This is a genomic window from Fibrella forsythiae, assembly GCF_017353175.1.
In the GTDB taxonomy this organism is placed as follows: Bacteria; Bacteroidota; Bacteroidia; order Cytophagales; family Spirosomataceae; genus Fibrella; species Fibrella forsythiae.
Genome location: NZ_JAFMYW010000002.1, coordinates 1,273,904 through 1,296,493, shown reverse-complemented (window position 1 = coordinate 1,296,493; position 22,590 = coordinate 1,273,904). Strand labels below are relative to the sequence as shown.

The 22,590-nt window shown below is 49.3% G+C and carries 24 protein-coding genes and 1 pseudogene; 18 read left to right on the top strand and 7 right to left on the bottom strand.

Features of this window, described 5'->3' with window-relative positions; translation table 11 throughout:
- Positions 1 to 428: 428 nt before the first annotated feature.
- Complete coding sequence (locus J2I46_RS11420) at positions 429 to 731, bottom strand: barstar family protein (protein WP_207329121.1); 303 nt, start codon at positions 729 to 731, stop codon at positions 429 to 431.
- 499 nt (positions 732 to 1,230) lie between these two features.
- On the opposite strand from J2I46_RS11420, the gene J2I46_RS11415 reads away from it, so the two are divergent.
- From J2I46_RS11415 to J2I46_RS11405, 3 genes are all read left to right on the top strand, one after another.
- The gene (locus J2I46_RS11415) at positions 1,231 to 1,725 is read left to right on the top strand and encodes an SMI1/KNR4 family protein (RefSeq protein WP_207329120.1); all 495 of its coding nucleotides are present in this window, start codon (positions 1,231 to 1,233) and stop codon (positions 1,723 to 1,725) included.
- A 68-nt stretch (positions 1,726 to 1,793) separates the two neighbouring features.
- Positions 1,794 to 2,621 carry an SGNH/GDSL hydrolase family protein gene (locus tag J2I46_RS11410; protein WP_207329119.1) on the top strand — a complete coding sequence of 276 codons (828 nt, stop codon included), beginning with the start codon at positions 1,794 to 1,796 and terminating at the stop codon, positions 2,619 to 2,621.
- A 220-nt stretch (positions 2,622 to 2,841) separates the two neighbouring features.
- Positions 2,842 to 3,171 carry a hypothetical protein gene (locus J2I46_RS11405; protein ID WP_207329118.1) on the top strand — a complete coding sequence of 110 codons (330 nt, stop codon included), beginning with the start codon at positions 2,842 to 2,844 and terminating at the stop codon, positions 3,169 to 3,171.
- 130 nt (positions 3,172 to 3,301) lie between these two features.
- Here the strand turns inward: J2I46_RS11405 and J2I46_RS11400 are convergent, their stop codons facing one another.
- Both J2I46_RS11400 and J2I46_RS11395 read right to left on the bottom strand, forming a co-directional pair.
- Complete coding sequence (locus tag J2I46_RS11400; RefSeq protein ID WP_207329117.1) at positions 3,302 to 4,024, bottom strand: CPBP family intramembrane glutamic endopeptidase; 723 nt, start codon at positions 4,022 to 4,024, stop codon at positions 3,302 to 3,304.
- 614 nt (positions 4,025 to 4,638) lie between these two features.
- A complete protein-coding gene (locus J2I46_RS11395) occupies positions 4,639 to 5,229 on the bottom strand; it encodes a hypothetical protein (protein ID WP_207329116.1) in 591 nt (196 codons plus the stop codon).
- 1,797 nt (positions 5,230 to 7,026) lie between these two features.
- Between J2I46_RS11395 and J2I46_RS11390 the strand changes: the two genes are divergently transcribed.
- Positions 7,027 to 7,602, top strand: a complete 576-nt coding sequence (locus J2I46_RS11390; RefSeq protein WP_207329115.1) for a Riean_0653 family protein — start codon at positions 7,027 to 7,029, stop codon at positions 7,600 to 7,602.
- A gap of 162 nt (positions 7,603 to 7,764) precedes the next feature.
- Here the strand turns inward: J2I46_RS11390 and J2I46_RS11385 are convergent, their stop codons facing one another.
- Entirely contained in the window at positions 7,765 to 8,442 is a 678-nt protein-coding gene (locus tag J2I46_RS11385; protein ID WP_207329114.1) for a recombinase family protein, read from the bottom strand.
- A gap of 170 nt (positions 8,443 to 8,612) precedes the next feature.
- Between J2I46_RS11385 and J2I46_RS11380 the strand changes: the two genes are divergently transcribed.
- Together J2I46_RS11380 and J2I46_RS11375 are read left to right on the top strand one after the other, a co-directional pair.
- Positions 8,613 to 8,999: a hypothetical protein gene (locus J2I46_RS11380; RefSeq protein WP_207329113.1), complete on the top strand. Its 387-nt coding sequence runs from the start codon at positions 8,613 to 8,615 to the stop codon at positions 8,997 to 8,999.
- Positions 8,989 to 9,690 (top strand): recombinase family protein, encoded by a 702-nt coding sequence (locus tag J2I46_RS11375; RefSeq protein ID WP_207329112.1) that lies wholly within the window; start codon positions 8,989 to 8,991, stop codon positions 9,688 to 9,690. The genes J2I46_RS11380 and J2I46_RS11375 overlap by 11 nt, the downstream gene beginning before the upstream one ends.
- Before the next feature lie 244 nt (positions 9,691 to 9,934).
- On the opposite strand, the gene J2I46_RS11370 is transcribed toward J2I46_RS11375, so the two are convergent.
- Positions 9,935 to 10,804, bottom strand: a complete 870-nt coding sequence (locus tag J2I46_RS11370) for an alpha/beta hydrolase (protein ID WP_207329111.1) — start codon at positions 10,802 to 10,804, stop codon at positions 9,935 to 9,937.
- A gap of 250 nt (positions 10,805 to 11,054) precedes the next feature.
- Here J2I46_RS11370 and J2I46_RS11365 point away from each other — a divergent pair, with 250 nt between their 5' ends.
- Positions 11,055 to 11,210, top strand: coding sequence for a hypothetical protein (locus J2I46_RS11365; RefSeq protein ID WP_207329110.1), 156 nt, complete (start codon positions 11,055 to 11,057; stop codon positions 11,208 to 11,210).
- 237 nt (positions 11,211 to 11,447) lie between these two features.
- Here the strand turns inward: J2I46_RS11365 and J2I46_RS11360 are convergent, their stop codons facing one another.
- Entirely contained in the window at positions 11,448 to 13,247 is a 1,800-nt protein-coding gene (locus tag J2I46_RS11360; RefSeq protein ID WP_207329109.1) for a TlpA family protein disulfide reductase, read from the bottom strand.
- A gap of 223 nt (positions 13,248 to 13,470) precedes the next feature.
- Here J2I46_RS11360 and J2I46_RS11355 point away from each other — a divergent pair, with 223 nt between their 5' ends.
- Both J2I46_RS11355 and J2I46_RS11350 read left to right on the top strand, forming a co-directional pair.
- Positions 13,471 to 14,571, top strand: coding sequence for a sensor histidine kinase (locus J2I46_RS11355; protein WP_207329108.1), 1,101 nt, complete (start codon positions 13,471 to 13,473; stop codon positions 14,569 to 14,571).
- Positions 14,568 to 15,260 (top strand): LytR/AlgR family response regulator transcription factor, encoded by a 693-nt coding sequence (locus tag J2I46_RS11350; protein ID WP_207329107.1) that lies wholly within the window; start codon positions 14,568 to 14,570, stop codon positions 15,258 to 15,260. Before J2I46_RS11355 ends, J2I46_RS11350 begins: the two co-directional genes overlap by 4 nt.
- A 32-nt stretch (positions 15,261 to 15,292) precedes the next feature.
- Here the strand turns inward: J2I46_RS11350 and J2I46_RS11345 are convergent, their stop codons facing one another.
- Positions 15,293 to 15,478 (bottom strand): hypothetical protein, encoded by a 186-nt coding sequence (locus J2I46_RS11345; protein ID WP_207329106.1) that lies wholly within the window; start codon positions 15,476 to 15,478, stop codon positions 15,293 to 15,295.
- Positions 15,479 to 15,838: 360 nt separating this feature from the next.
- Here J2I46_RS11345 and tpx point away from each other — a divergent pair, with 360 nt between their 5' ends.
- The 9 genes and pseudogenes from tpx (at position 15,839) to J2I46_RS11300 (ending at position 21,694) form a co-directional block, all read left to right on the top strand.
- The gene (gene tpx, locus J2I46_RS11340) at positions 15,839 to 16,426 is read left to right on the top strand and encodes a thiol peroxidase (RefSeq protein WP_229379688.1); all 588 of its coding nucleotides are present in this window, start codon (positions 15,839 to 15,841) and stop codon (positions 16,424 to 16,426) included.
- A gap of 616 nt (positions 16,427 to 17,042) precedes the next feature.
- Complete coding sequence (locus J2I46_RS11335; protein ID WP_207329105.1) at positions 17,043 to 17,495, top strand: NUDIX domain-containing protein; 453 nt, start codon at positions 17,043 to 17,045, stop codon at positions 17,493 to 17,495.
- 251 nt (positions 17,496 to 17,746) lie between these two features.
- The gene (locus J2I46_RS33495) at positions 17,747 to 17,875 is read left to right on the top strand and encodes a winged helix-turn-helix transcriptional regulator (RefSeq protein ID WP_207329104.1); all 129 of its coding nucleotides are present in this window, start codon (positions 17,747 to 17,749) and stop codon (positions 17,873 to 17,875) included.
- Between the two features lie 154 nt (positions 17,876 to 18,029).
- Positions 18,030 to 18,830, top strand: a complete 801-nt coding sequence (locus J2I46_RS11325) for an SDR family oxidoreductase (RefSeq protein ID WP_207329103.1) — start codon at positions 18,030 to 18,032, stop codon at positions 18,828 to 18,830.
- 71 nt (positions 18,831 to 18,901) lie between these two features.
- The gene (locus J2I46_RS11320; protein ID WP_207329102.1) at positions 18,902 to 19,822 is read left to right on the top strand and encodes a helix-turn-helix domain-containing protein; all 921 of its coding nucleotides are present in this window, start codon (positions 18,902 to 18,904) and stop codon (positions 19,820 to 19,822) included.
- A gap of 704 nt (positions 19,823 to 20,526) precedes the next feature.
- A pseudogene (locus J2I46_RS33490) lies at positions 20,527 to 20,796 on the top strand (transposase); the annotation flags it as partial.
- Positions 20,765 to 21,082, top strand: coding sequence for a hypothetical protein (locus J2I46_RS11310; RefSeq protein ID WP_207329101.1), 318 nt, complete (start codon positions 20,765 to 20,767; stop codon positions 21,080 to 21,082). The pseudogene J2I46_RS33490 and the gene J2I46_RS11310, both read left to right, overlap by 32 nt.
- A gap of 62 nt (positions 21,083 to 21,144) precedes the next feature.
- A complete protein-coding gene (locus tag J2I46_RS11305) occupies positions 21,145 to 21,510 on the top strand; it encodes a DDE-type integrase/transposase/recombinase (protein ID WP_310589016.1) in 366 nt (121 codons plus the stop codon).
- A 4-nt stretch (positions 21,511 to 21,514) separates the two neighbouring features.
- The gene (locus J2I46_RS11300) at positions 21,515 to 21,694 is read left to right on the top strand and encodes an integrase core domain-containing protein (RefSeq protein ID WP_207329099.1); all 180 of its coding nucleotides are present in this window, start codon (positions 21,515 to 21,517) and stop codon (positions 21,692 to 21,694) included.
- Positions 21,695 to 22,590 lie beyond the last annotated feature (896 nt).

The following is a 22,590-nucleotide window of genomic DNA, read 5'->3' as shown; positions in this document are numbered from 1 at the left end:
GCGTCTCAACGCGATCCCCTGGTGGAGGAGCTGCTGGGCTTGCCCAATGCGCTGGTAACGGGTCACCAGGCCTTTCTCACCCGGGAAGCCTTGCAGGCCATCGCCCGTGAATCGATGGCTATCCTGAGCGAATGGGAGCAAGCGGCTCCCTGACCTGGGATCACTGGTTGGGTTAAGCGGAGGCCAGGACCGGCAAGGGCTCTTTGCCTCCCGCTGGCGAACCTTTTACGAAGTAGAGCCAGCCGCTCACTCCAGCCCGCTCCCTGGGAACGACCTATCCGGGTAAGCAGGCCGGAGTGAGCCAGAGAAGCGTAGCTGCTGGGTGAGCGGGAAGGTGATCACCAACCAGTCACCTTAATGGTCGGATGGTCGGCTATGATAGCCATAATGACGTCAAAATAGGTCTGCCCGGTGCCCGCCTCCAGGGCTCACAGCTTTTCCTCAAACAGAGGTTTGTTATAAGGCGAGCCGCTCTCAAGCTTAGCCAGATAGTAAGCCCGGGTCGTCTGGTAGCCTAACGCCTGGCGGCTATGGTCCATATTGCGCCAGCGCAAATCAACCGATTGAGCTCCTTGCAGGGCACCATAGCCACCATAAAGTAAATCATCAAGCACGTCCAGACTGGGTCCAATCAGCCAGTTCTCCTGGGCCATAAATACTCGGTTGATCTCCTCATAGAAGGAGGCAATGTCGTTAATTGAGCTACCCTGGATCGTGAGCTGTTTAACCATGGTTCAATGCCGCGCCCATACCTGGCAAGCTAAGTCCTTCTTAAAACGCCCGTGGATGGTTTGTGGGTATATCCGGAAAGCTACTACGATCAAACCTGCGCCTCTGCCAGCAGTTGGTCCAATTCTCCGTTTACCCAGCTGGCTATTACCTACCGACCACTAGGCTGATTTGGCAGTCTATACTATCCATAACGTATTAAGAACGACGACCGTTCTTAATACGTTATAACAACCCACAGATGCTATATAGCAGGCTGAACAGGTTGGAAAATCTACTAAGCACAGGTTGATGCGACGCCATACTTAGGTCAATTTTACAAGCGTACTACTAACATCGTACGTTTGTAAAACTGGGCTATAATCATTGAATCATGTAAATCTACCACTGGTATTATATCTTGTCAGTTCAACGCTTTTAAACATAACTTAGATTATAAAATAGATCAGACCAGAAAAGATGCTTTTCTTCTACTAAGTTTTAAGGACTTGATACGACCCTATGTATAACCAATTCTTTAGCGTTACTGAAAGAGGTATTTATCCTAATGATATTACTATTTATCAGCCGTCTATTACTGACTCGTTGCCCGCTGAAATGATTAATTTTTATCAACAAATAAATGGTGGAATCTTAAAAAGTGAAAATTGTGTCCTCACTATCAACGGAGAACATGTTTACTCAACTGAATCAATTTTTGATTTAGAGCGAGTTACGATCTTTCATGATTACATGCGTGAAGTAGAGAAAATACAATATGAGGGTTATTACAGAGATGATGAATCTGTGCCATACCCATATTCAATATCTGATTCAATGCTTCCAATTGCTTCTGAAGGTGAGAGGTTCGTTTGCATTGGCGTAACCAAAAACACAGAAAACAAGATATACTATGTTGATATGACAATGGGAATGTATGCTCCTTCTGAAACTCCGGTCATCTACGTTGCCGATAGTATTTTAAGTTTTCTTACAAGCCTGGGACCTTATATTTAACACTGCTGTCTCAATGTTATTTCTTTACATAATTTCACTTATACAACAGCCAATTTGAACGCCTATAAATGAAACTCTGGTGGATATTCTTTTTGCTTTTTCAGGCTATTAGCACCTACGGCCAGAAACCAGTGAAGAAAAACGTACTGTTTGTTGGTAACAGTTTGACTTACTATGCAGGCATGCCCGAATATCTGAGGGCGATGTTATTAGCCACTAATCAACCAATAAATATTGAAGTGAGTGCTTACCCAGGTATGTCTTTGGCTAGCCATCTTCGTGATATGATTGTATCCAGAACCCAAGATGGTATAAATACGCGCCCGAAACAGTCTGGTGAACAGACGTTGACCGAAACTATGCTTCTTAGTAGACAATGGGATATAATTATTCTTCAGGAAGCACCGGTCCGTATCCTTATTCCTGAAGTAAGAAAGTATTCCACCCAACAGAGTATTCAACAAATCAAGCAACGCATCGCTAATCCACATTGTCATTTCGTCCTTTTCCAAACTTGGGCTCCTAATGGGACCTTTCCGGCTCAGTTCTGTTATCCGGCTTTCTTACTCAATCGAGCAACTGATAAAGAAAGTTACTGCTCAGATCAAATGAAAAACCTAGATGAGGAGTATAAGCTGTTGAAGATGGGTTACGACTCTGTTTGCATTAGCACTCAAGTGGACATGGTTGATATTAATCGTATTTACTACAAGGCATTAAAAGAACAGCCTTCAATTAAGCTATTTGATCAGGACAGTCACCCTACCAAATTAGGGGCATATCTGAATGCTTACCTTTTCTACAAATTTCTAGTTGATCGACATTTATCATCGTTAGCTTACTACGGGGACTTAGCGAAAGAAGACGCTCTATTACTGCAAAAGCTATCTGACTAATTATATTATTTATAGACTGACTGATTTTGGAATAACTTGATGAAATAAATTAATTCCTTTTACATAAGTGTAGCTATAGAACGGAGCTTGTAAATATACAAACCAATTTGAGATTAGGTATTGTACATTTCTAAGACCCTTTCCATAGCTATAAATATGTTAAGAAATTAAATCAAGATGTAGGCAAACGCTAGAAAATTCAGTATAACTCCAAAATACAATGAAGCTGGTTGATCTAATTGACGAAATTAAAGAAAGCATCGATGCTACGGCCTTGATTCAAAGAGAATTAGGTACTAATATTTTTGAGTCGGTTGAGCTCTGTATGAAAGATTTGATGTCGCTAGAATCAGAAGTAAAGATGTTTGATTCGGATTCGGATTCAATTTCAGATACGATAAACTTTCAATTAGGTGGGGTCAACTATGTAAATCTTTACCCATTTGATATGTTCCTTGAATTTGTAGAAGAAGCTAAAAATTTACCTCAGTTTCCTACCAGCTTGAGCATTGCTGAACACTTCATAGATTATATAGAGAATGATGCCTGATTTTTGTTGTATAAGTGAAATTATGTTTATGCATTAAGCAACTATTGCTCCAAGGCATAGTTCTGTCCAGCCTCTTAAAAATAAGTACATGGACGGATGATAAGTAACTTATGGATGTAAAACCTTCAGTTCATAATTGAAGAATGTCTGCATTGGATCGCTTGTTTTTAGCTTCATGAAGTCTTAAAAGGCCAAGAATTATAACTAAAAAAATAACCAATGTGGGTAGGCTTGGCGGATTTACATTTACCAGAGCGTGTGTAAGGGCTACGAGCAGCCAAGATTTTGTTTGTCTGTAAAGCGCTGCCATTCCTGCACTGCCTGCCGCGATCAGTCCCAAGAATTGGAATGGATTGGCTACTGTAAGCCGATTGGGAAAGGAGTAATGCCAGGTAAACCAAAGTACAGTACTTACTATAACTACAGTTAAAAATGAGTACTTTCTGAGTTCCTTTCCTAAGAAGACGCGCCATCCCAACTCTTCTAACAGCGTGTAGTAGAGGGCGTATACCGACCATAAAAAGATTAGAGAATAGTCCGTATTCCCTACTAAGATATTGTTAATAATTGTACCGATAAAAAAAAGACCAAGTCCAACAAATTCAATTTGTCTGATCCACGCAGTTTTACTGAAAAGCGTTAACGTCAGTGGGGTCTTGTATAGAAAGCTTACTAGTAGCGCCGATAAGAATGGTCCGCATCCGACATTTAGCACCCATTTAATTCCATATACAGGCAGAAGCTTTGAAAGTAGGTTTAAGCAATAGGAGATACCAAAAGCTAAAACAAAGTAGAGGGTAATTTTTATGGCGACTGACTTGTCGAAGTTTACTTTAAGGAGTAGTGTTTTCATGAGCCTTCATTTCGTGTTGGTTGAGTACGAAAGTAGACAATCTCGCTACTGCCTATGCCCGGACAGGGACACAAAGCACAACTTGGGATAGTTGGGAAGGCTCCTCTTACCTAAGTGTCCTTAGGTCGATCCGTGTAACGAGGGAACACCGCTATAGCGTAAACCCCAATCCCCTATACATTATGCTGATCGCTTGATCGGACCCTAGAGCGACCTGGCTCATAAGGCGTAGCCGATTGGTGGCGGGGACAAACACGTAGTCCCTTTCCAGGCGAAGGAGTGCGTCGCCTGACCTGACGCTCACCGATCGACTGTCAACGCCAATCGGTAAGTGGATATCTTGACCAGTCTGGCTCCCCGTAGGCCGCACCACCAACGGGAGTAGTTGCCTAGCTGACAGACTGGTGGAGACGAAGCCAGGTCTGTTGCCTGCCCTCAAAAAAAGGGGTAGCGGCTGATCAGCCAGCGTGTCCACCTTAGAAAAGATAGCCGGTTGTCGCTGGCATTAAGCGGGCACTGACGTGCCGACGACCAGTAGCGCAAAAAGGAACAACATGCGGTTCATCGTATGATCAAGTGTGATTATCAATTGGGTAACCCGGTTAACTCACCCGTCAATTAGTCCGTAGAAAGATATCGTCGAAGTAAGCCGTCCCCGTCGTTTTGGCTTCGTAGAACAGGGCTACGTAGATATAATCTACCCCACCCGGATATTGGTCCAGCATTACCGAGTAGTCGGTAAAGTTGGTGGTACCATTGGCGGGCACAGGAGTATAGGCCGAGAAGGTGACCTTCGAGCCGGTAGGACTCGTCTTGTAGCCAAAGAGGACCATCGTTAGGCCCTTCCCTGTCAAATTGAGCGTTTTTATTTTTGCCGTTAAGGTCAATTTGGTGCCTACGGCCAGCGAGCCGGGCGTGATCTCTTGCAGGAAATAACAATGGGTGGTGTCGTTTCGGACCGTGTCACAAGTCAGCTTAAGTGAATGGGTACCCGAAGCGGCTGCTTCGGTAGAGTACTCAGCCCGGTACTTATTGGGGTTGCTGGTCAGGTTATCGCGGAAGTTTAGGGACCATTGACGGGCGGGGTCCTGCTCCAGATCACCATTGGGTAACAACTGACTTGGGGGCTGAACGTCGCCCGTTTTGCAACCCGTGAGCGATAGGGCCGCTAGCAGCAGCAAAATGGCTGAAAAGATACGTTTCATACGATGAGCGCTCTGGGATGATATGCTAGGGGTCAAAGCTATGCAAGGTACACTATATAATTAAAAAGCTAACCAATTGTACTATAAAGCAACCAAGTGGTCTAGAAAGGTGGTGTACAAGAGTTGCCCGGCACGCATCCCGGGATGGCCAGCTACAACGCCAGCTGGGCTAGCTCAACCGATTTATAGCCCAGAAGTCCCGGGTCGCTACGCACAAAAGCCCCCCAAGTTACCCGGACGGCTTTTATCATGGACAGAGTGGAACTAGTCGTTTACTCCACTTTGACTAAGCGGATGGTCTACTATTGGGTGGACGTACTCCCCTGCAAAAGCAGTACACTTGGTCCCTGCCCGCCACCGAGAGTTCCTGCTGCTCAGTGGCTTGCGGGCCAGCAATTTGCCGGGTATCAGCAGCTCGGCTTTGATGGTCAGCTCGTAGCCTTATCCCTTGGAATAGCCCTCCATTAGAGGGACCCGGTTGGGCCATCCTTGGTCAGATCGATCTCCCCGCAAAAGGTGTTGGGGTTACCTTGGAGAGAATGAATCACTCGGGTAGGTCAAAAAGCAATTCAACGAAGTAAGGGTGTAATGGGGTCAACACGCGGCTTGCAGATGACGGGTTTGTCTGGACGCTGAGAACTGGCCTATGGCTGTAAGCGACTACTGCCAGGTTGCATCAGCTACAACTTTACCCGGCTTGGCCCTTTTTACATGCCCTAAACGACCGTTTAACACGTGTAAACCATAGCAGGCAGCGAACTATGTATCGGATAGCTTGGGCAATAAGGTAATTAGAATGCCATGGATAAGTAACGGATTATAGGATAGGCTGGTGTCGTCGGAGCAGGGGACGAAGCTGCGCCAGACTATAAAAGCGGCTCTTCAGCATGTACCCAGCTGTATACCGCTTGATACACCGCTGATTTCGACGTATTCACCCCTTGCCGTGAATCGATACAATTGGCCATCCCCACCAAAGAAATAAGCGGGATACCCTTCTATGTCCCATACCCGGTTAACCAAGTTGGTAATAGTAACTTTTTTAGCCATCTAGTTTGCTTCAACCAACTGGTATACCTATGATTGTACTGACGAAGGTGCGTAGACAAGAGCCTCTGCAAAAGTAGCTGGTAATGAGTGTACGAAGAACTAGTTAAGCCTGTTTTTCAGTACGTTATAGTTCCGCGAACTTGCGCACAATAATATGTTGGGTGATTCAATCATGTCAGTGGGTATTTCGCGTCTCGTGCGATAAGTTAACAGATTGATATTGAGCGTTCTTTGTGGGTTTACTACGTACCTGTTGACTGTTTAGTGTCCGTTTGACAGCGCGTTTTGGTTGGTCTGCCACGTACTTGGCGACAGGTCAATCAACCGTTGACAGCACGTTGACAAACGCGTTTCGTGCGACACAGGAACGTACCTGAGTGGCTACACTTGACAACCTAGTCTGTTTAGTTCGACCTCTCGCGGCTTGCTTGGATTTGTGCGTTGTTGGTCAGCTCTGCGGGGTCCACTCGCGTTGGACAGGAAACTGCCCGTCTAGCCCGAGCGGCACTCAACAAAGGCAAAGTTGAAAAGGTGTAACGTACCTGATCGTTACCTATCTTGGGGTTCACCATCAGCCTTTGCAGGCGTTGGGTGGCCCGTTCATGCACGTGGTTATTTCACGTCACCGGCGACATTATAACTAATTGGTAATGAACGTTTTTTGTGGATTTACCACGTACTTGTTGACAGTTTGGATCCGTTGGACAGCGTGTTTTAGTTGTTTTGCTATTTATCTCAGACAACGTTATGAACAAATTACATTCCCTTTTGCTAATACCACTCATTGGGATTTTAGGGCTGTTTTCGGGTTGCACTACAGAACCAGAGCCCTTCGATCCATTGCCTAAAGAGTCGCAGAGTGGGCAACGTACAATTGGCTGCCGAATTGACGGTGAGGTATGGAAGCCCTACAGAGCGGTTGGATGGGATATAAAAGGAGGGAATAATGACCGGCTCGCCCGCTATTCAGAAAAGAGTAAAACGCTATGGGTAGGTGGTACAAATGAAAACATTGGCAGCGTGGATATTTGCCTGACAAACGTCACAGGTCCGGGGAGGTATGTGCTTGACAGCTTTAGCCCTGACGTGGTGCGTCCAGTAGCCAACTGTGGTCTTTTCTCAGCCACTCCCGAGTACTACATCTCCTCAAATACGCTTGCCACCGACGCCACAAACCAAGGTGAAGTAATCATTACCAAGTTGGCTGACAATATTGTAGCGGGTCGTTTTTCCTTCAAGGCCGTTAACAAAAAAACGGGTAAAATCGTCAGCATAAACGATGGCCGGTTTGACTTTTACTACTTACCTGGTGTTGATGACTAATTTATCCGTCTTTAGCTCCGCGGGGTCCACTTACCTCGGACAGGAAATTATCCGGCTAGCCTAAGGGGCACCCAACGAAGCAAAGGGTGAAAAGGTTGCCACATACCTGAGTTTTAGCTTATCTTGTGTTCACTATCAGCTCCCTTGGCGTTGAAAAAAGTATTATTGAGCTTCTGTTAATGACGGGTTTAATTTATTGAGATCTAACCGTTGGACGCTCATGGGTTTAAACTCATTCCCTCGCCTAGTCCTGAAGCCCATCCCATTAAGTCGGCTGGCAATCGCTTCATAAGTTAACCCCTCATTGCGGTAGAGTCGAATCAGTTCAGCGGCTTGTAGGTTAGCCGGATGGGTGCGAGCGTTGGCCTGATGGGCAGCTCGCCCCAGTTCACTGATGGCCGGCGTCAGGTTGGGTGTCCCTAGTTTGTAACCCTGGGCTTTCTTGGCAGCTAGTGCCGCCCGGGTACGTTCCCCAATGAGTTCCCGCTCGTGCTGAGCCAGCACAGCCATGATGCCTACGGTAAGCGTGTTGGCATCGGGGATATCGCAGGCCACGAAGTCGACCTCGGAATTGCGCAGCGAGAAGATAAAGTGTACGTTGCGGCTGAGCCGATCGAGTTTGGCGATCAGCAGGCGCGCCCCCTGCTGTTTAGCGGCGGCGATCGCTTTCTCTAGTTGGGGCCGGTCGGCCTTCTTGCCCGACTCGATTTCGACGAATTCAGCCAGCAGCTCATCGTGGGGTTTGACAAAGCGGGTGACTATCTCGCGCTGGGCCGAGAGGCCCAGGCCTGATTTGCCCTGGCTGGCGGTGGAGACGCGGTAATAGGGGACGTACTTCATGGTAGGTTGGGTCTGGCTTCTCCCCTCCCCTACTGGACGCTTGTCGGCGTGGCTGGGGCGGGAGTGAGGGGTGTTCCACGGCAAAAGTAGGGGGAAAATGGGTTTTATAACATGTTAAGAACGCTCGTTTAACGTATGTAAAGTTCAGACCAACTCCCTACATTTGGGTGATGAACCCACGTATCCGGCCAGACTCCCTCGACACCTCACCCTACAAAGAGCTGATTGGGCAACTGGCCTACCAATGGGTTGCGGCCAATCGGCCGGCGGCCGGCCGGGTCTATAACGATTACATCAACACCCTCCGCACGTTGCTGCTAACGACGCAGAACCCAGAACGAACGACCTCTATCGTTGGGGCCGTGCTTCGGCAAGCCGTCAACCTGGATAAGACCGCCCAGTGGGTCGAAGAGGAGCTGAAATTCGAAGGCATGCTGACCGGTGTGGACCGGGCCGACTTTCTCTTGCTCGAACTCCAGCAGACCGGTGGAGTCAATGACCAACTGCTTGATGCCTACAACGAACGAATCAACCGCTTTGCCACTAATGACCAATAGCATACCTGCCCTATCTCCAGCGGTAACCTCACCGGATAAATACGTAGCCTACTACCGCGTATCTACCAAAGCCCAGGGAAACTCTGGCCTTGGCCTGGAAGCACAACGCGCTTCGGTGGCTGGTTTCGTAAACGGGGTCATCGTCGCCGAGTTTACCGAAGTCGAATCGGGTAAGCAGGACAAGCGCCAACAACTGCAACTAGCCATTGGTCGGGCCAAACGGGAAGGGGCGGTACTCATCATTGCCAAACTCGACCGACTGAGCCGAAATGCTTCCTTCATCTTTACCCTAAGGGATTCGGGGGTCAACTTTCAATGCGTGGATATCCCCGACGCCAACACGCTGACCATTGGCATCTTCGCGACCCTGGCTCAGCATGAGCGGGAATTGATCAGTAATCGAACCAAAGCTGCCCTGGCGGCAAAGATTGCCCAGGGGGCCAAACTGGGTAAACCCCAGAACCTCACGGCGGCGGCGCAAGTCAAAGGCGTGGCGGGCAATAGTCGACGAGCGGCCGACAATGAGAACAACCGACGGGCCCTGGCGCTGGCTACTACGCTCCATGATGCCGGCCTTAACTACGTGCGGATCGCGAACCGATTGAATGAGGCGGGTTTCCTAACAGCTAGAGGATGCCAGTTCCAGGCCACACAGGTCATGAGGCTAGTCAAAAGGCAATTAGCCGTGTAGTCTGTTGTCAGGCTATTCTTAATGCGACCATTTTGACGATGTCCTAACGAAGTTGGGTCGTTCTGCGGAAAAGTACCGGTCCGGTGAGGCGGTCGTTTGCATAAAGCAGTGCAAACTGCTCTAGCCCGAAAAGAGCCTTTACCGTTAAGCCATCTATGGCCAATAGTAGCTTAGCGGTGCGGGCCTCCATACATACATACATACATACATACATACATATATACATACATACATGCTTTTGGCCTTAGCGCTGCTTGGCCCAGTCCCTGAAAAGAAAGCGCAGGGCATCGAAGTAAGCCACAATCGGTTCGGTCATGTGGGTTTCGGTAGGGTAGTGTTTATAGAGATACTCCAGTCTCGTTAGCTTTTTTTTCGCTAGGGTGGAATCCAGCTTGACTACATGTTTATGAAAAAACGAATTAGGTCCACCTTCATTTCCGTCGCTGAAAAAAAGCCTCTTTGGTAAGGATGACCCGGTTTTTAACGTTTCAGCGGTCCGTTTCAACACATACTCCTTGTCCCACCAAAGCGACGGACTGACGGCAACATACGCATCAAACAGATCGGGATGGGTCAACAAGCAGTTAAGTGACGCAATTCCCCCAAAGGAGTGCCCGGCCAAAATTTTATACGGCGTTGTTGGGTACGTTTTCTCAATCATGGGCATCAATTCAGTGGCCATGAATTGTAAAAACGTTTCGTTTCCCCCACTGCTCTGATACGAACTACTATCGGGTTTACCCTCATAGTTCAGCAGGCTATTGGTTGGAGTCAAGTCGCGGGTTCGTTTGGTATTGGGGATACCGATGACAATAAGCTTGGGCATGGCCATCACATCGGGTCGACTCAGATAATCGACATATTGAGCCAGCAGTTCGAAATGATTGTCACCGTCCAGTACGTATAAGACGGGAAATCGTTTGGTTGTATCGGTGGAGTCTACCTTAGGGCGATGCACGTAGACCTTGCGCTCTTCGTTTAACAGCTGGGAGTGAATCATGACCACCTCACTGGGTGGATAGCTGTATGGCTGGGTAGGCTGGGCGGGGGCCGGTAGAGAGACCACGACCAACAGACTCGTCAGCCATTGACGTGAACAGGTAAGCCATTTCATGTAGTAGACGTTAACGAATAAGGGCACCAGGTTTTTGACTAACTGCTGAGTAAATAGGGTTTGCTGGGTCAGCCTACCAAGTTGGTTCAGCCTAAATATAGCGGTAAACGCTCACCATAATTACGATTGCCGACGGAGTTGGGTTAGCATCCCAGCCGTAAAATCGGCTGCTGCAGCTAGTGGGTGTGGTAACCCACTCGGCATTTAATTGCCTAATTTGCCTTGTCTTTTACCCCTAACTGCTCGCATTATGCCCTTATCAAGTCCTAGTGAAACTTCGGATCCAGACGATTCTGATCTAGTTACTCCCGATCCTGCCGACGAACTCGACGATCCCTATGTACATACCGTCTCAACAGAAGAATTTGTGGAAGCAGTAGAAGCAGCCAGCCGAGAGGAGGAATAACCGTTGACCGGACAAAGCCTTGCGCTAAGCTGACTTGGCGCAGGGCCTTAAGTAACTGGCCTAAGCTGCGTCAGGCGCAAAACGGTTTCCTAACGCGGTAAGGATGGTTGTTCTTACTAAGTTATAAAGACCGATACAGTATAAAGTTGACAGTTTCTATCGAATACAGGTTGGTCGGGCAGCTCCACCAGCCGGTGTGGTGTACCGGCTGGCGGAGCTGCCCGACTCTGAAACAGCTCACAAATGGACTTGAAGCAGTTGTGCCAAATGCTGATCAATATCCGGCCGGGCACCCAGGGAGCGGTGAAGAAGTTCGCCTTGCCGACCAACGATCAGGTGCACGGGCAGGACATTGGTATCCAGCGCGTCGGTCAACTTGGAAACGCCCGTTAGGATCTGGTAGGTAAACGCATGCTTTTTGAGCAGCGTCTCAATGCGCTGGGGCTCATCAGCCGTTACGGCCAGGAACACCACATCGGAGCGGTGCGCAAACTGCTTGACCAGTGTATTCAGCCGGGGCATCTCGGCGATGCAGGGGCCGCAGCCGGTACTCCACACGTTGATGACCACCAGCTTCTGCTTGTAATCGCTCAGGCTCACGCGCTTGCCTTGCCGATTGGTTCCCACAAAATTGGGCAGACGGGGCTGTTCGGCTGTACTGCCCGGTGCGGCACTGGCTGGCCGGGTACCAATCAGTTCCTCCACTGATTTGGCCTTCAGCTGACAGCGGCCAAACAGGCTGCGGAGCGAGTCCAGAGCACCCGGGTGACCCAGCTTATAGAGCTGCTGGTAATCGGCCAGGGCCAGGTTCAGGTTTCCACCTAGTTGGTAGGCCTGGGCCCGCAGCGCAAGCAGGGACGGCTTAAAATTGCCCTCCGCGTTGCCCCCCGCTACCAGCTGAAGCCCAGCCGAGGCGTGGGTAATTGCCTGCTGGGTTTGCGATCCTATTAAATCGATCCTGGCCAGCGTCAGCAGCATGTACGGCACGTGCAGCTGGTAGTGCTGGCTAGTGAGCCGGTACTGATGGTTGATGGTGCCATCCTGAAAACGCTGGATGCCCCTCAAGAGCAAAGCTCTGGCCGAGTCCAGGTGTTCCCTGCGCGCCAGATACAACTCGGGCAGATTGGTCAAGCTGTGGTACTGAACCCGGTCAGTCGCGTAAAGCGGTTTGAGCGCCCGCTCAAAGGCCGCCGTTGGCACGTCCGTCTCCGTTTGAAGGTAGCGGAAAACGTTTTCGCTGCCAGCCAGCGCCCCGTCCGGATACTGGATAAATAGCTGCTTGAGCCGCTGACGGACGTCGGCTTCTATCTCCTGGCCACTGCGCTTATAGTATTCGTAGCCGTAGATACTGAGGGCGAAAGCCGTTTCTGGAGCCGCTGGAAAGTGCTCAAAGAGTTCCAGTAGACTTTCTTTGCCCGCCGCCCACTGCCCCGTCTTGACCTGGCCAACGCACAAGGCGCTCAAAAGACCCGCCGTCATTGTCCGTTCTTTTTTCAGCTGGGTGAGCAACCCCTTGATTTTTAGAGTAGTGGCCTCGGAACTGCTTAGCATGGCCAGCACATTGATGTAGCGGGCATAGGCCAGGTAATTGGCTGGGTAGGCCTTTATTTCCTGCTGAAAAATGGAATCGGGATGCTCGGTAAACAACGCTTCCAGGTACGCACTTTGAACGGGCCGGTGCTGGACCGGATCGTAGACCAGCTGCTGCTGGGCAGCGCCGACATCCTCCTTGTTGAGCGTGTAGAAATCGACCTTGAAGGAGGCCGCCTGAGGGGGCAAACAGACAATGGCCGAGCGGGAACTGCCCCTTTCCCCCAGGCGTACATGGCTTTTCTGGACAGCCCCATCCTGCAAGAACGTCGTAAGCCGGGCGTAGATCGCCTCTCGGCCGTCCAAGGCCGAGGACGGGCCAATTGGGTAGGTAATGGTCAAACAGTCCCCCGGGGCGGGCTGGACGGGAATGATCGTTGGCGATTGGGCGAAACTACTGGCGTAGCTGCTCAGCAGGCAGGCCATCAGGCGGGTTATTCTGGTCATGTCGATTGCTAGTTGCTGCAAGCAAGTTGCCCGCCAGGGGCAGGGCAAACTAACTTGACCAGCTACGGCTAGCCGGTGACCAGTAGGCCTGGGTCGGTTAGCAACGGCTGGTTGCCCAGCCGATCCCGTCGCCCGTCACCCGGGCGGCCTGATTCGTCCTTACTCGCGACACATTGGTCAACTTGCCGGGGGCTATTAAGCGGCTAAGTGGTATTTTCACCTGGTGAACTGGTTGACCTTATGTTGGGAACGGAGCTTTAGCTCCCCTCCGTACCGGATTGCCCTGCATGCGGGCTTCTGGCTGTTTCTGCTTTTCTTCTGGATGAACGAGAGCACCGTGCTCCACATCCGGTGGTGGCAACACAGCTCGGTTACCCTGGCCGGGATCAGCTTTGCCCTTTTTCTGTACTATCCGCTGGTCTACGGGCTGATTCCTTTGGTTCAGCAGCGCCGCTTTGGCCTAGCCCTACTCCTGTTTGTCCCTTATTACGTCGGGGCCGTTATTCTGCGCCGCTACCACATTGAACTCGTCGTGCAGTGGTACAACCTGAAGAATACCTGGGTGGTGGGCCAGGACTTCTGGCCCAGTCTCTACAAAAGCCAGTTCAAGCCCACGGCGCTGATGCAAACCTTCTTTAGCAGCCTGACCAGTCTGGTCGAGCTCATCTTTATTCCCCTGACCCTGAAGTTTTTCCGCTACGCCTACCGGCTCCAGCTTCGGCAGGCCTGGCTTGCCCAGCAAAACACGCAGTTGCAGCTCACCACGCTCAAGGCGCAGATCAATCCCCACTTCTTCTTTAACACGCTCAACAACCTACAATCCTTTATTGTCCAGCAGCAGCAGCACCGCTCGGTCGATCTGCTGACCAAACTGGCTGATTTCATGCGGACCTCCCTCTACGACTGTAGCGGGGAATATATCACCATGGAAAAGGAGATTGAGCTGTTGAGCAACTACGTGGCCATTGAGCGCGTGCGGTTTGATGACCGGGCGGCCATTCGCTGGTCTGTTCGCGATCAGGACCCACTCTACGCCATTCCGCCTTTTGTCTTTCTGCCCTTTATCGAGAACGCCTTTAAGCACGGGGGAGGCCTGCCCACCGACGACATATCCATTCAAATCGAGTTAAGTAACCAGCCCCGGCAGGTGACCTTATTGATTCGCAACCGCTACTACCAGACCAAAGGGGGCCACAAGCAGCACGGCATTGGCCTGCGCAACGTGCGGCAGCGCCTGGATCACTACTACCCGGGCCGCTACCGACTAGTCACCTCTCAACTGGAGGGCGAGTTTTGGTTGGAACTGCAAATCCATAAGCTATGAAGTTTCTGATTGTCGACGACGAGCCCCAGGCCCGCAAACTGCTCCAAACGTATATGCAGGAGCTGAGCCAGTTTCAGCTGGTCAAGCTGTGCGCCAATGCCCTGGAGGCCTACGAAGCCCTGCACGTCAGCCAGGTCGATCTGCTGTTTCTGGACGTAAAGATGCCCATTGTGTCGGGCACTGATTTTTTGCGCTCCCTTAAGTCGCCCCCGCTGGTCATCTTGACGACGGCCTATCCCCAGTACGCTCTGGAAGGCTTCGAGCTGAACGTGGTCGATTATTTGCTCAAGCCAATTGCGCTTCCCCGCCTGTTGCAGGCGCTGGACAAAGCCCAGCACTGGCATCAGGCCGTGGGACCACTGCCGCCTGCGCCCGCGATCAATCACATTTTTATCAAAGTGGACAGCAAGCGGGTGAAAATACTCCTGTCCGCTATTCAGTTGGTGGAAGGCTTGCAGAATTACGTCAAGATTCATCTGACCGACAAGGTCCTGGTGGCAGGCTACAGCATGAAGGCCATGGAAGAGCTCCTGCCAGCGGATCAGTTTCTGCGGGTACACCGCTCTTTCATTGTTCCTACGGACAGTATAATTGCCGTCAACGGCAATCTCATCGAGACCCCGTATCACAACGTCCCCATTGGGGTAAGCTACCGGGAGCAGGTAAACCAACTGACAAAAATTCCCTAACCGCTTGGCTGCTTATATAATAGGGCAAGCCCTTAATAAGCCGTGATCAGGCTCTGGGCGGGAATGCCCAGCACCGCATGCAGCTTACGGATCATCTCCAGACTCAGCTTGCGTTTACCGCTAAGGATTTCCGACTGCAGGGCCAGGGTGCCCAGGATCCTGGCCAGCTCGCTCTTTTCCTTGCCCGGTTGCTGAGGGCCGAAAGGTAATGGCCTCAATAGGGCTGGGGGGAGTTCGAAGAATATGTTACAGCTGACGGGCGAAAAGAATATCAGCCCGCCAGTCTTCTCCCCGCTACTTATCCGTTTACCATATAGAGAGGGGACATATTGTAACCTTTTTTTATTTCACACTCAAACGCAGTATACCGCCCCACAGACAAGCCGGTTCGCTGTGAAAGCAGCAGATTGCTCTGATTAGGCCAGCGATTGTGCTCGCTCTGTCAACAGGCAAACGACCATATAGTTGTTGAGAAACAGATTGTGCAGCGGTTAGAGGTAGCCTCGGCTAGCATGATTGATCTTTAGGGCAATTTTCCTCGTATATTTCAGGAGTTACATCCAACAGAATACCTACTTATGACTAAAAACTTCATGTACGCCTTTAAACTCTTTTTTCTTGGCCTTGCTGGCTTATTCATCACCAGTATTTCGCTAGCACAAACCACAGGCACGTCTATCACGCTAGGTGGTAAACCAATTCATACGGTCGGGAAGCTACCAGCGGTGGGAACGCCGGTTAAAGATGTTACTCTAACCGGCGTTGATCTGAAGGATAGTAGGCTGGCTGATTACAAGGGCCGTTACGTGATCATGAATATTTTTCCTAGTGTGAACACTGGGGTTTGTTCAAAATCGGTACGAAAATTCAATGAGGATGCGGCCGGGCTAACCAACGCAACCGTACTCTGTATTTCGAAAGATCTACCGTTTGCCCAAAAGGCTTTTTGTGGGGCGGAAGGTATCAAAAACGTAGTGATGCTGTCAGATTTTAGAACTGACTTTGGCATTTCTTACGGGGTGCAAATTGCCGACGGCCCTATGAAGGGGTTGTTGAGCCGTGCAGTTATCGTAGTGAATCCTGAAGGGAAAATTGTTTACCAACAGCAGGTGCCGGAAATTGGGCAAGAGCCTGATTATGCGGCCGCTTTGGCTGCCCTCAAGTAGGGCAACACACCCCACTAAGTACAACGGGCAGCTACTTCTAAGAGTAGCTGCCCGTTGTACTTAGTGGGAATGATAGAAAAGAAACTCACGCATTAAATCCTTGATCGTACTTCCGCTTGTATTGATGTTGGCGCGGTACCCAGAACAAAAAATTAACAGGAAGCCTGGGCATAGTGATCGAATTGGTAGGCTATGTTTTGTAGCTGATTGTCATACAGTCTAAACGCTTTTCAGATAAGTGCCTCCACAAGCGAGGGATATAACTCCCCGATCACCCGGGCTAGCGCCTGGCTCAGCTGCGGCTCACTGGCCGTGGCTACATAACTGTACTTCAGTCGAAATGGAGGATTTTCCAGCGTCAGCACCCCGTTTTGCAGCGTCTCTAGCTGAGGTTAGGCTCACGTATACTGGCGACTGCCTGCCACCCAGCAAGCGTTAATTTGTAGTGAGGCAAGGTAACGTGAACCAATGCCTTCGGCCTCAAGCAACTGTTTCTCTAAAAGAGCGTTTTTGTAGGAATTTATTGGATACACCTCGATCCTTTGCCAATTCGCTGTTTATGCGCTCGCTCTCCGTTACTTTTATTGGAGCCTCACGTTTTAACCTAAGAATCAGTATGAACCCCTTCGCTCTCCCCACTCAATCAATCCTTCCTGCTGTTGCCGCCATCATCTTTGATAAGCGAGGGCAAGTATTGCTTCAGAAACGGCGTGATGTTAACCAGTGGGGACTGATAGGCGGTCATGTTGAGTTTGGAGAAACCGTTGAGCAAGCTATCTACCGAGAAATACAGGAAGAAACTGCCCTCAATATTCGCATTGACAAACTGATTGGGGTCTATTCAGAACCTGCATCCCAAACATACCATTATGCGCATCAATCAGTTCAGTACATCACCACGTACTTCCGGGGCCGTTTACTGGGTGATTTCAAGGATGAGTTTTCCAACGAGGAAACGATACAACTGGGTCTCTTCAATGTTGATGCCCTCCCCGTAGAGTTAGCCCAACTGAACGCGCACTGGATGACCGATGCGCTTAGCTTGACATCTGAAGCCTTTGTCAGATAATCGTTCACACGCAGTTGCTGGGCTATTCCGTAGCGAGATGGTTAACGAAAGCGATTAAGCCAAGGCTAGTAGTATAATGGGTATACATTTAAAATCAGCTTACGAAAAGTTCTCATCAAACGGCCTGGGTATTAAGCAGATTCATAAAGGCTTCTTCGGCTCAAGAGGGAGCGTTTTAGGAGACTCTGACTTTTGACATCCATACAACGCAATCAATCGCATAAGATCATTAAAATACCTATAAGTATACAATGAAAGAGCTGGAACTGAATCAGTTGATTAGGCGGACTATTGTAGACACCCAGCCAGTGACGGTACACTATGAGCTAACAAAGCATAGTCAGCCCTTGAAGACTATCATCAATAACCTGACTGAGTGAGGAATAGAACATCGCAAAAAATAATTGGGAACTAGTTTTTCACCTTACTGGACAAGTAAGGTCTTTACCATTTTGGCTACAAGATATACCACTTTTACTACAGCCCGTCAGTGCTGGTGCAGGAGCTTTGTCTCTCGGAAAACAACGGGAAGAAATGACAAAGACCATTTTTATTACGGGCGCTTCGGCCGGCATAGGTAAGGCAACGGCGAAGCTGTTTGCGACTAAAGGCTGGCATGTAATCGCAACCATGCGCAAGCCGGAAAATGAAAAAGAACTGAATGGGCTGAGTAATGTAACGCTGCTCCCATTGGATGTTACGGATAGGGATCAGATTAAGGAAACGACCCGGAAAGCACTGGCGCTGGGCCCTGTAGATGTGGTGTTTAACAATGCCGGTTATGCGGTGCTGGGTGCCCTGGAAGCCATCAGTGACGAAGAGATCGTTCGGCAGATGGACACGAATTTCCTGGGCGTCGTTCGGGTAACACAGGCGTTTATTCCCTACTTCCGCGAGCAGAAAGCCGGGTTATTTATCACTACCGGTTCTTCGGCCGGTTTGATGGGTTTCCCCGTCAGTTCCATGTACGATGCCAGCAAATGGGCGCTGGAAGGCTGGAGCGAAAGCCTGTCGTTTGAACTGAACGAATTTAGCATCGGTATTAAAACCATCGAACCTGGCCTGGTGGCTACTCAGATAGGCGAGAGATCTATTTTCGCGACTCACCCGGCTTACGAACCAATCATGAACAAATTCATGGCTATGATAACGCCCGATAAAGCGGTGTCTACAGCTGAGCAAATTGCCGAAGTGGTGTATGGAGCGGCTACGGATGGCACAACTACCTTACGCTATGTTTGTGGCGACGACGCAAAGGCACTGTATGCCCAGCGCCTTGCCGTAGGTGATGAAGCGTTTAGAGAAGGATTGACCCAAATGCTTGCCGAAGCCTAAGCATCCTGTCAGAAATTGCTTTGCCGGTCCAACCTGTTAACAGGTTGGACCGGCAAAACCCGTATAAAACCATGAAAGCAGACCATCAATACAAACCACGCGTCTATCAATCGATCACCGACATGCAACGGGCTTTTGGCTTACCCAAGCCCCTACATCCGCTGATCAGCCTGCTGGACTACAGCCATGTGCAAATTACCTCTGAGATGCTGGCACCTACCTTTGTGATGAACTTCTACAACATCACTTACAACGAATCGGCGGGTTGCAAAATGCGGTATGGGCAAACTACGTACGATTTTGATGAAGGCGGTATGTTTTTCACATCACCCGGCCAGCCCTTGACGGGCCTGCAGACAGCAGCGTCCAGCACGGGCTTCACGTTGTTGGTCCATCCCGATTTTCTACGGAACTACCCCTTGGATACCCGGATCAAAAACTACGGTTTTTTCTCGTATGCAGTCACGGAATCGCTACACCTCTCGGATAAAGAAAAAACGATTATTACCGCCATGGCGCGGAACATGAGCGACGAGTTGGAAACAGCTATCGACGATCTTAGTCAGGATGTATTAATAGCGCAACTAGAACTTATGCTGAATTACAGTCAGCGATTCTACCAACGCCAGTTTAGAACCCGTAAACCGGTCAATAGTGCATTACTGGAAAAGGCAGACAAGTTGCTGCATACCTATTTCACCGATGAAACTGCCTTGCTGAACGGGTTGCCAACCGTTCAGTTTCTTTCGGACGAACTACAGGTTTCTCCTCGCTATTTAAGCGACCTGTTGCGGTCGCTCACCGGACAGAATGCGCAGCAATACATTCACCATAAGCTCATCGAGAAAGCTAAAGAAGTGTTGACTATCAGCAACCTGACTGTAGGCGAAATCGCGTATCAGTTGGGGTTCGAACACCCGCAGTCATTCAGCAAATTATTTAAGTTGAAAACGAATCTGTCTCCGCTTGAATTTCGGCAATCGTTTAATTGACTGCGTTTACCGCGATTGAATTGGTCATTACTGATATGCATCCTACTCCTCACCGAGCTTCTGCTGACGGGTGAGCTGGTCAACTCATCCTAAGGCAGCGAATTTACTTCTATCAAGCGTATGATTCCTGAAGGACCGAAATGATCATTTGTTTACCGTCTCTCGAAATGCCCGTTTCTCCGAGCCATTGCCTTGTCCCCCTTGGCTGCGGTTATCAGCTTCAGTCGACCGTCTCAAATGGCCGTTTCGCAAATCAACGTCCTATTTGAGTGTAGCGTCCTAAAATAAGTTTACAGTTTCGGGGTGAATTTATTTTAGGACGCTACAGGCGTTTAATAAAGCAACTTTTGTTCCCTTCTCCCGTAAGCTGGCGTTGGCGGCTAAAATAGAACCATACACCGATTGGCTGACTCTTGCATCCGGTCGTTAAAGTAGCTTTGCTTTAGTACTTAAACCGGCTACTTTATGCGCTACCTACTCGTGGGGCTCTATCTCGTCAGTACATGGCTAATCGACGAACCCCTTCGGGCTCAGTCTACTCAGCCCCTGGATTACTCGGCGACGACCGCCCCAGTAATACTATGGTGCGCCCCATATTTAGGACCACTTGTTAAGTTGGATAACGGGCTAAATTTAGACCCGTATGAAAGGCAAGACCAAGCGTAAGTTTTCCCGCGGCGGCGGACCGTGCCGACTTCAAGCTTAAAGTCGTTCTCGAAGTCCTCAAGGAGAAAGAGACACTAGCGACAATCAGCAAACGGCATGAACTACATCCAAACCAGATTAGTGACTGGAAGAAGCAGTTTATGGACTTGGCTTCGACTTGGTTCGAGGCCGCTCACAAACCAGCAATAATTTCGACTGAACCCGATGTCGCCCTGCTTTACGAGCAGATCGGACGGCTACAAATGGAGCTCACTTTCTTTAAAAAAAATTACCATAATGAGCCTCTCTCAACGCCGTGCGCTGGTTGACCCAGCCGCCCCAGGCAGTCTGCGGGAGCAATGCCGGTGGGTTGGATTACATCGTTCAGCCTATTATTACCAGCCTGTGGTGGCAGACCCGGAAGATCTACTGCTGATGCGTTTGTTGGACGAGCAGTATCTGCTGACCCTTTTCTACGGGTATCGAAAAATGCAGCTTGTACTAACTCACGCAGGCTATAGGGTGAATCACAAGCGGACGGTCCGCCGCCGCGGTACGCAGACTGATGAAACTAATTGGTATAGAGGCTATTTATGCCAGAATCAATACATCTAAGCCCGCAATTGGTCACCGCATTTACCCGTATCTGTTACGCGGCTTAACGATCGACCGGGTGCATCAGGTTTGGGCGACCGCAGCGGCGGACCGTTGACATAACTTATGTACCCATGCAGACAGGCTATATGTACTTAATAGCGCTCATTGATCTGCACAGCCGGTATGTGCTCAAGTGGTCCGTTTCCAATACAATGGCCGCTGAATGGTGCAGCCGGGTGTTAAGTGAAACGCTGGTCAATTATCCTGCACCTACCATTTTTAATACGGATCAAGGCAGCCAGTTCACGGCTGACGTGTTCACGGCTTTGTTCCTGGAAGCCAATGTTCAAATTTCAATGGATGGGAAAGGCAGAGCACTGGACAATATGTTTACGGTCCGCCGCTGCGGTGGAACGCCTTTGGCGAGTGGTGAAATAGGAAGATAGTTACTTGAAGGCCTACGCCGATGGCTGGCAGTTGGAGACTGGTTTACAGGCCTATTTTGAGTTTTATAACCGTCGACGCTTTCATCAGGCACTGGCCTATCAAACGCCAGAACAGGTACTAGAGGGGGCAAAAAGGAGTACAAACCAATTGGGCAAAAGCAATACCGCAGCGGCGGACCGCTAACAATTTCGTTATTCAGATAAGTGGTCCGGTTTCAGGGGCGCAGTATACACAGTGCTTCTAGCGCGTACTGTACCTATTGCAGATTGGGAGTACTTAAACTCTGTTCTTGTGGCGGTCAGTTACCGGAGTGTATTGGTGATACGTCGCGTAAAGGAGAATGACTTGCTGACGAAGGAGTATCTAACCCTGTACGCTGATAATGAGCAAGCTGGATACGTGCATGTGAAACGAGAAGATATTAACTCGATATGGCGGGTGTTGGAAATTGTTGGTGGGGGAGTTGAGTAGAAAGTAAGACCCATTATCCGACCAAAAAAGAATAGGGCACAATTAACTATCTCATCAACAGATAGTTAAGACAAATTATTGTAGTCTCCCCGTGGTCACAACTTACACAACAGTTGTCGTAGTAAAAAGCCTTAATACGCTCGTATTCAGGCTTTTACGTTTCTTGGTGGTCGATTTACTACCTGTATTTAGCGATCTACTACTTCATTTGGGTGACCTATTCAACGTCCGAAGCGGCGAAGCCTTAGTAGACTACAAATTCTCGCACGGCTATTACGTGAGTTTCCTGTTTCTGCCCTCCTTTTGTCCCTATTGGGTCAGGTAAAGGAGGCTACTGTATGTGGTACTCCATGGTCTGATTGTATAGTCTATGTAATAACTTGACTAATATATGTAATAATATGACTGATATATATCAAGATATGATTAGCAGGTTGACAAGTCAGTAATAAATAGTATTTTCACTTTAAATATTGGCATTATTAAGTAGCCATCTTCTCCCTTCACTATCAATCGCAGCTTGCTTTCAAGTAAAACCTTCGTAACCTCACAAATAAGAAAGTGTCATTTTGACACATAAAAATTAATAGTTATTTGATAGGAACAGT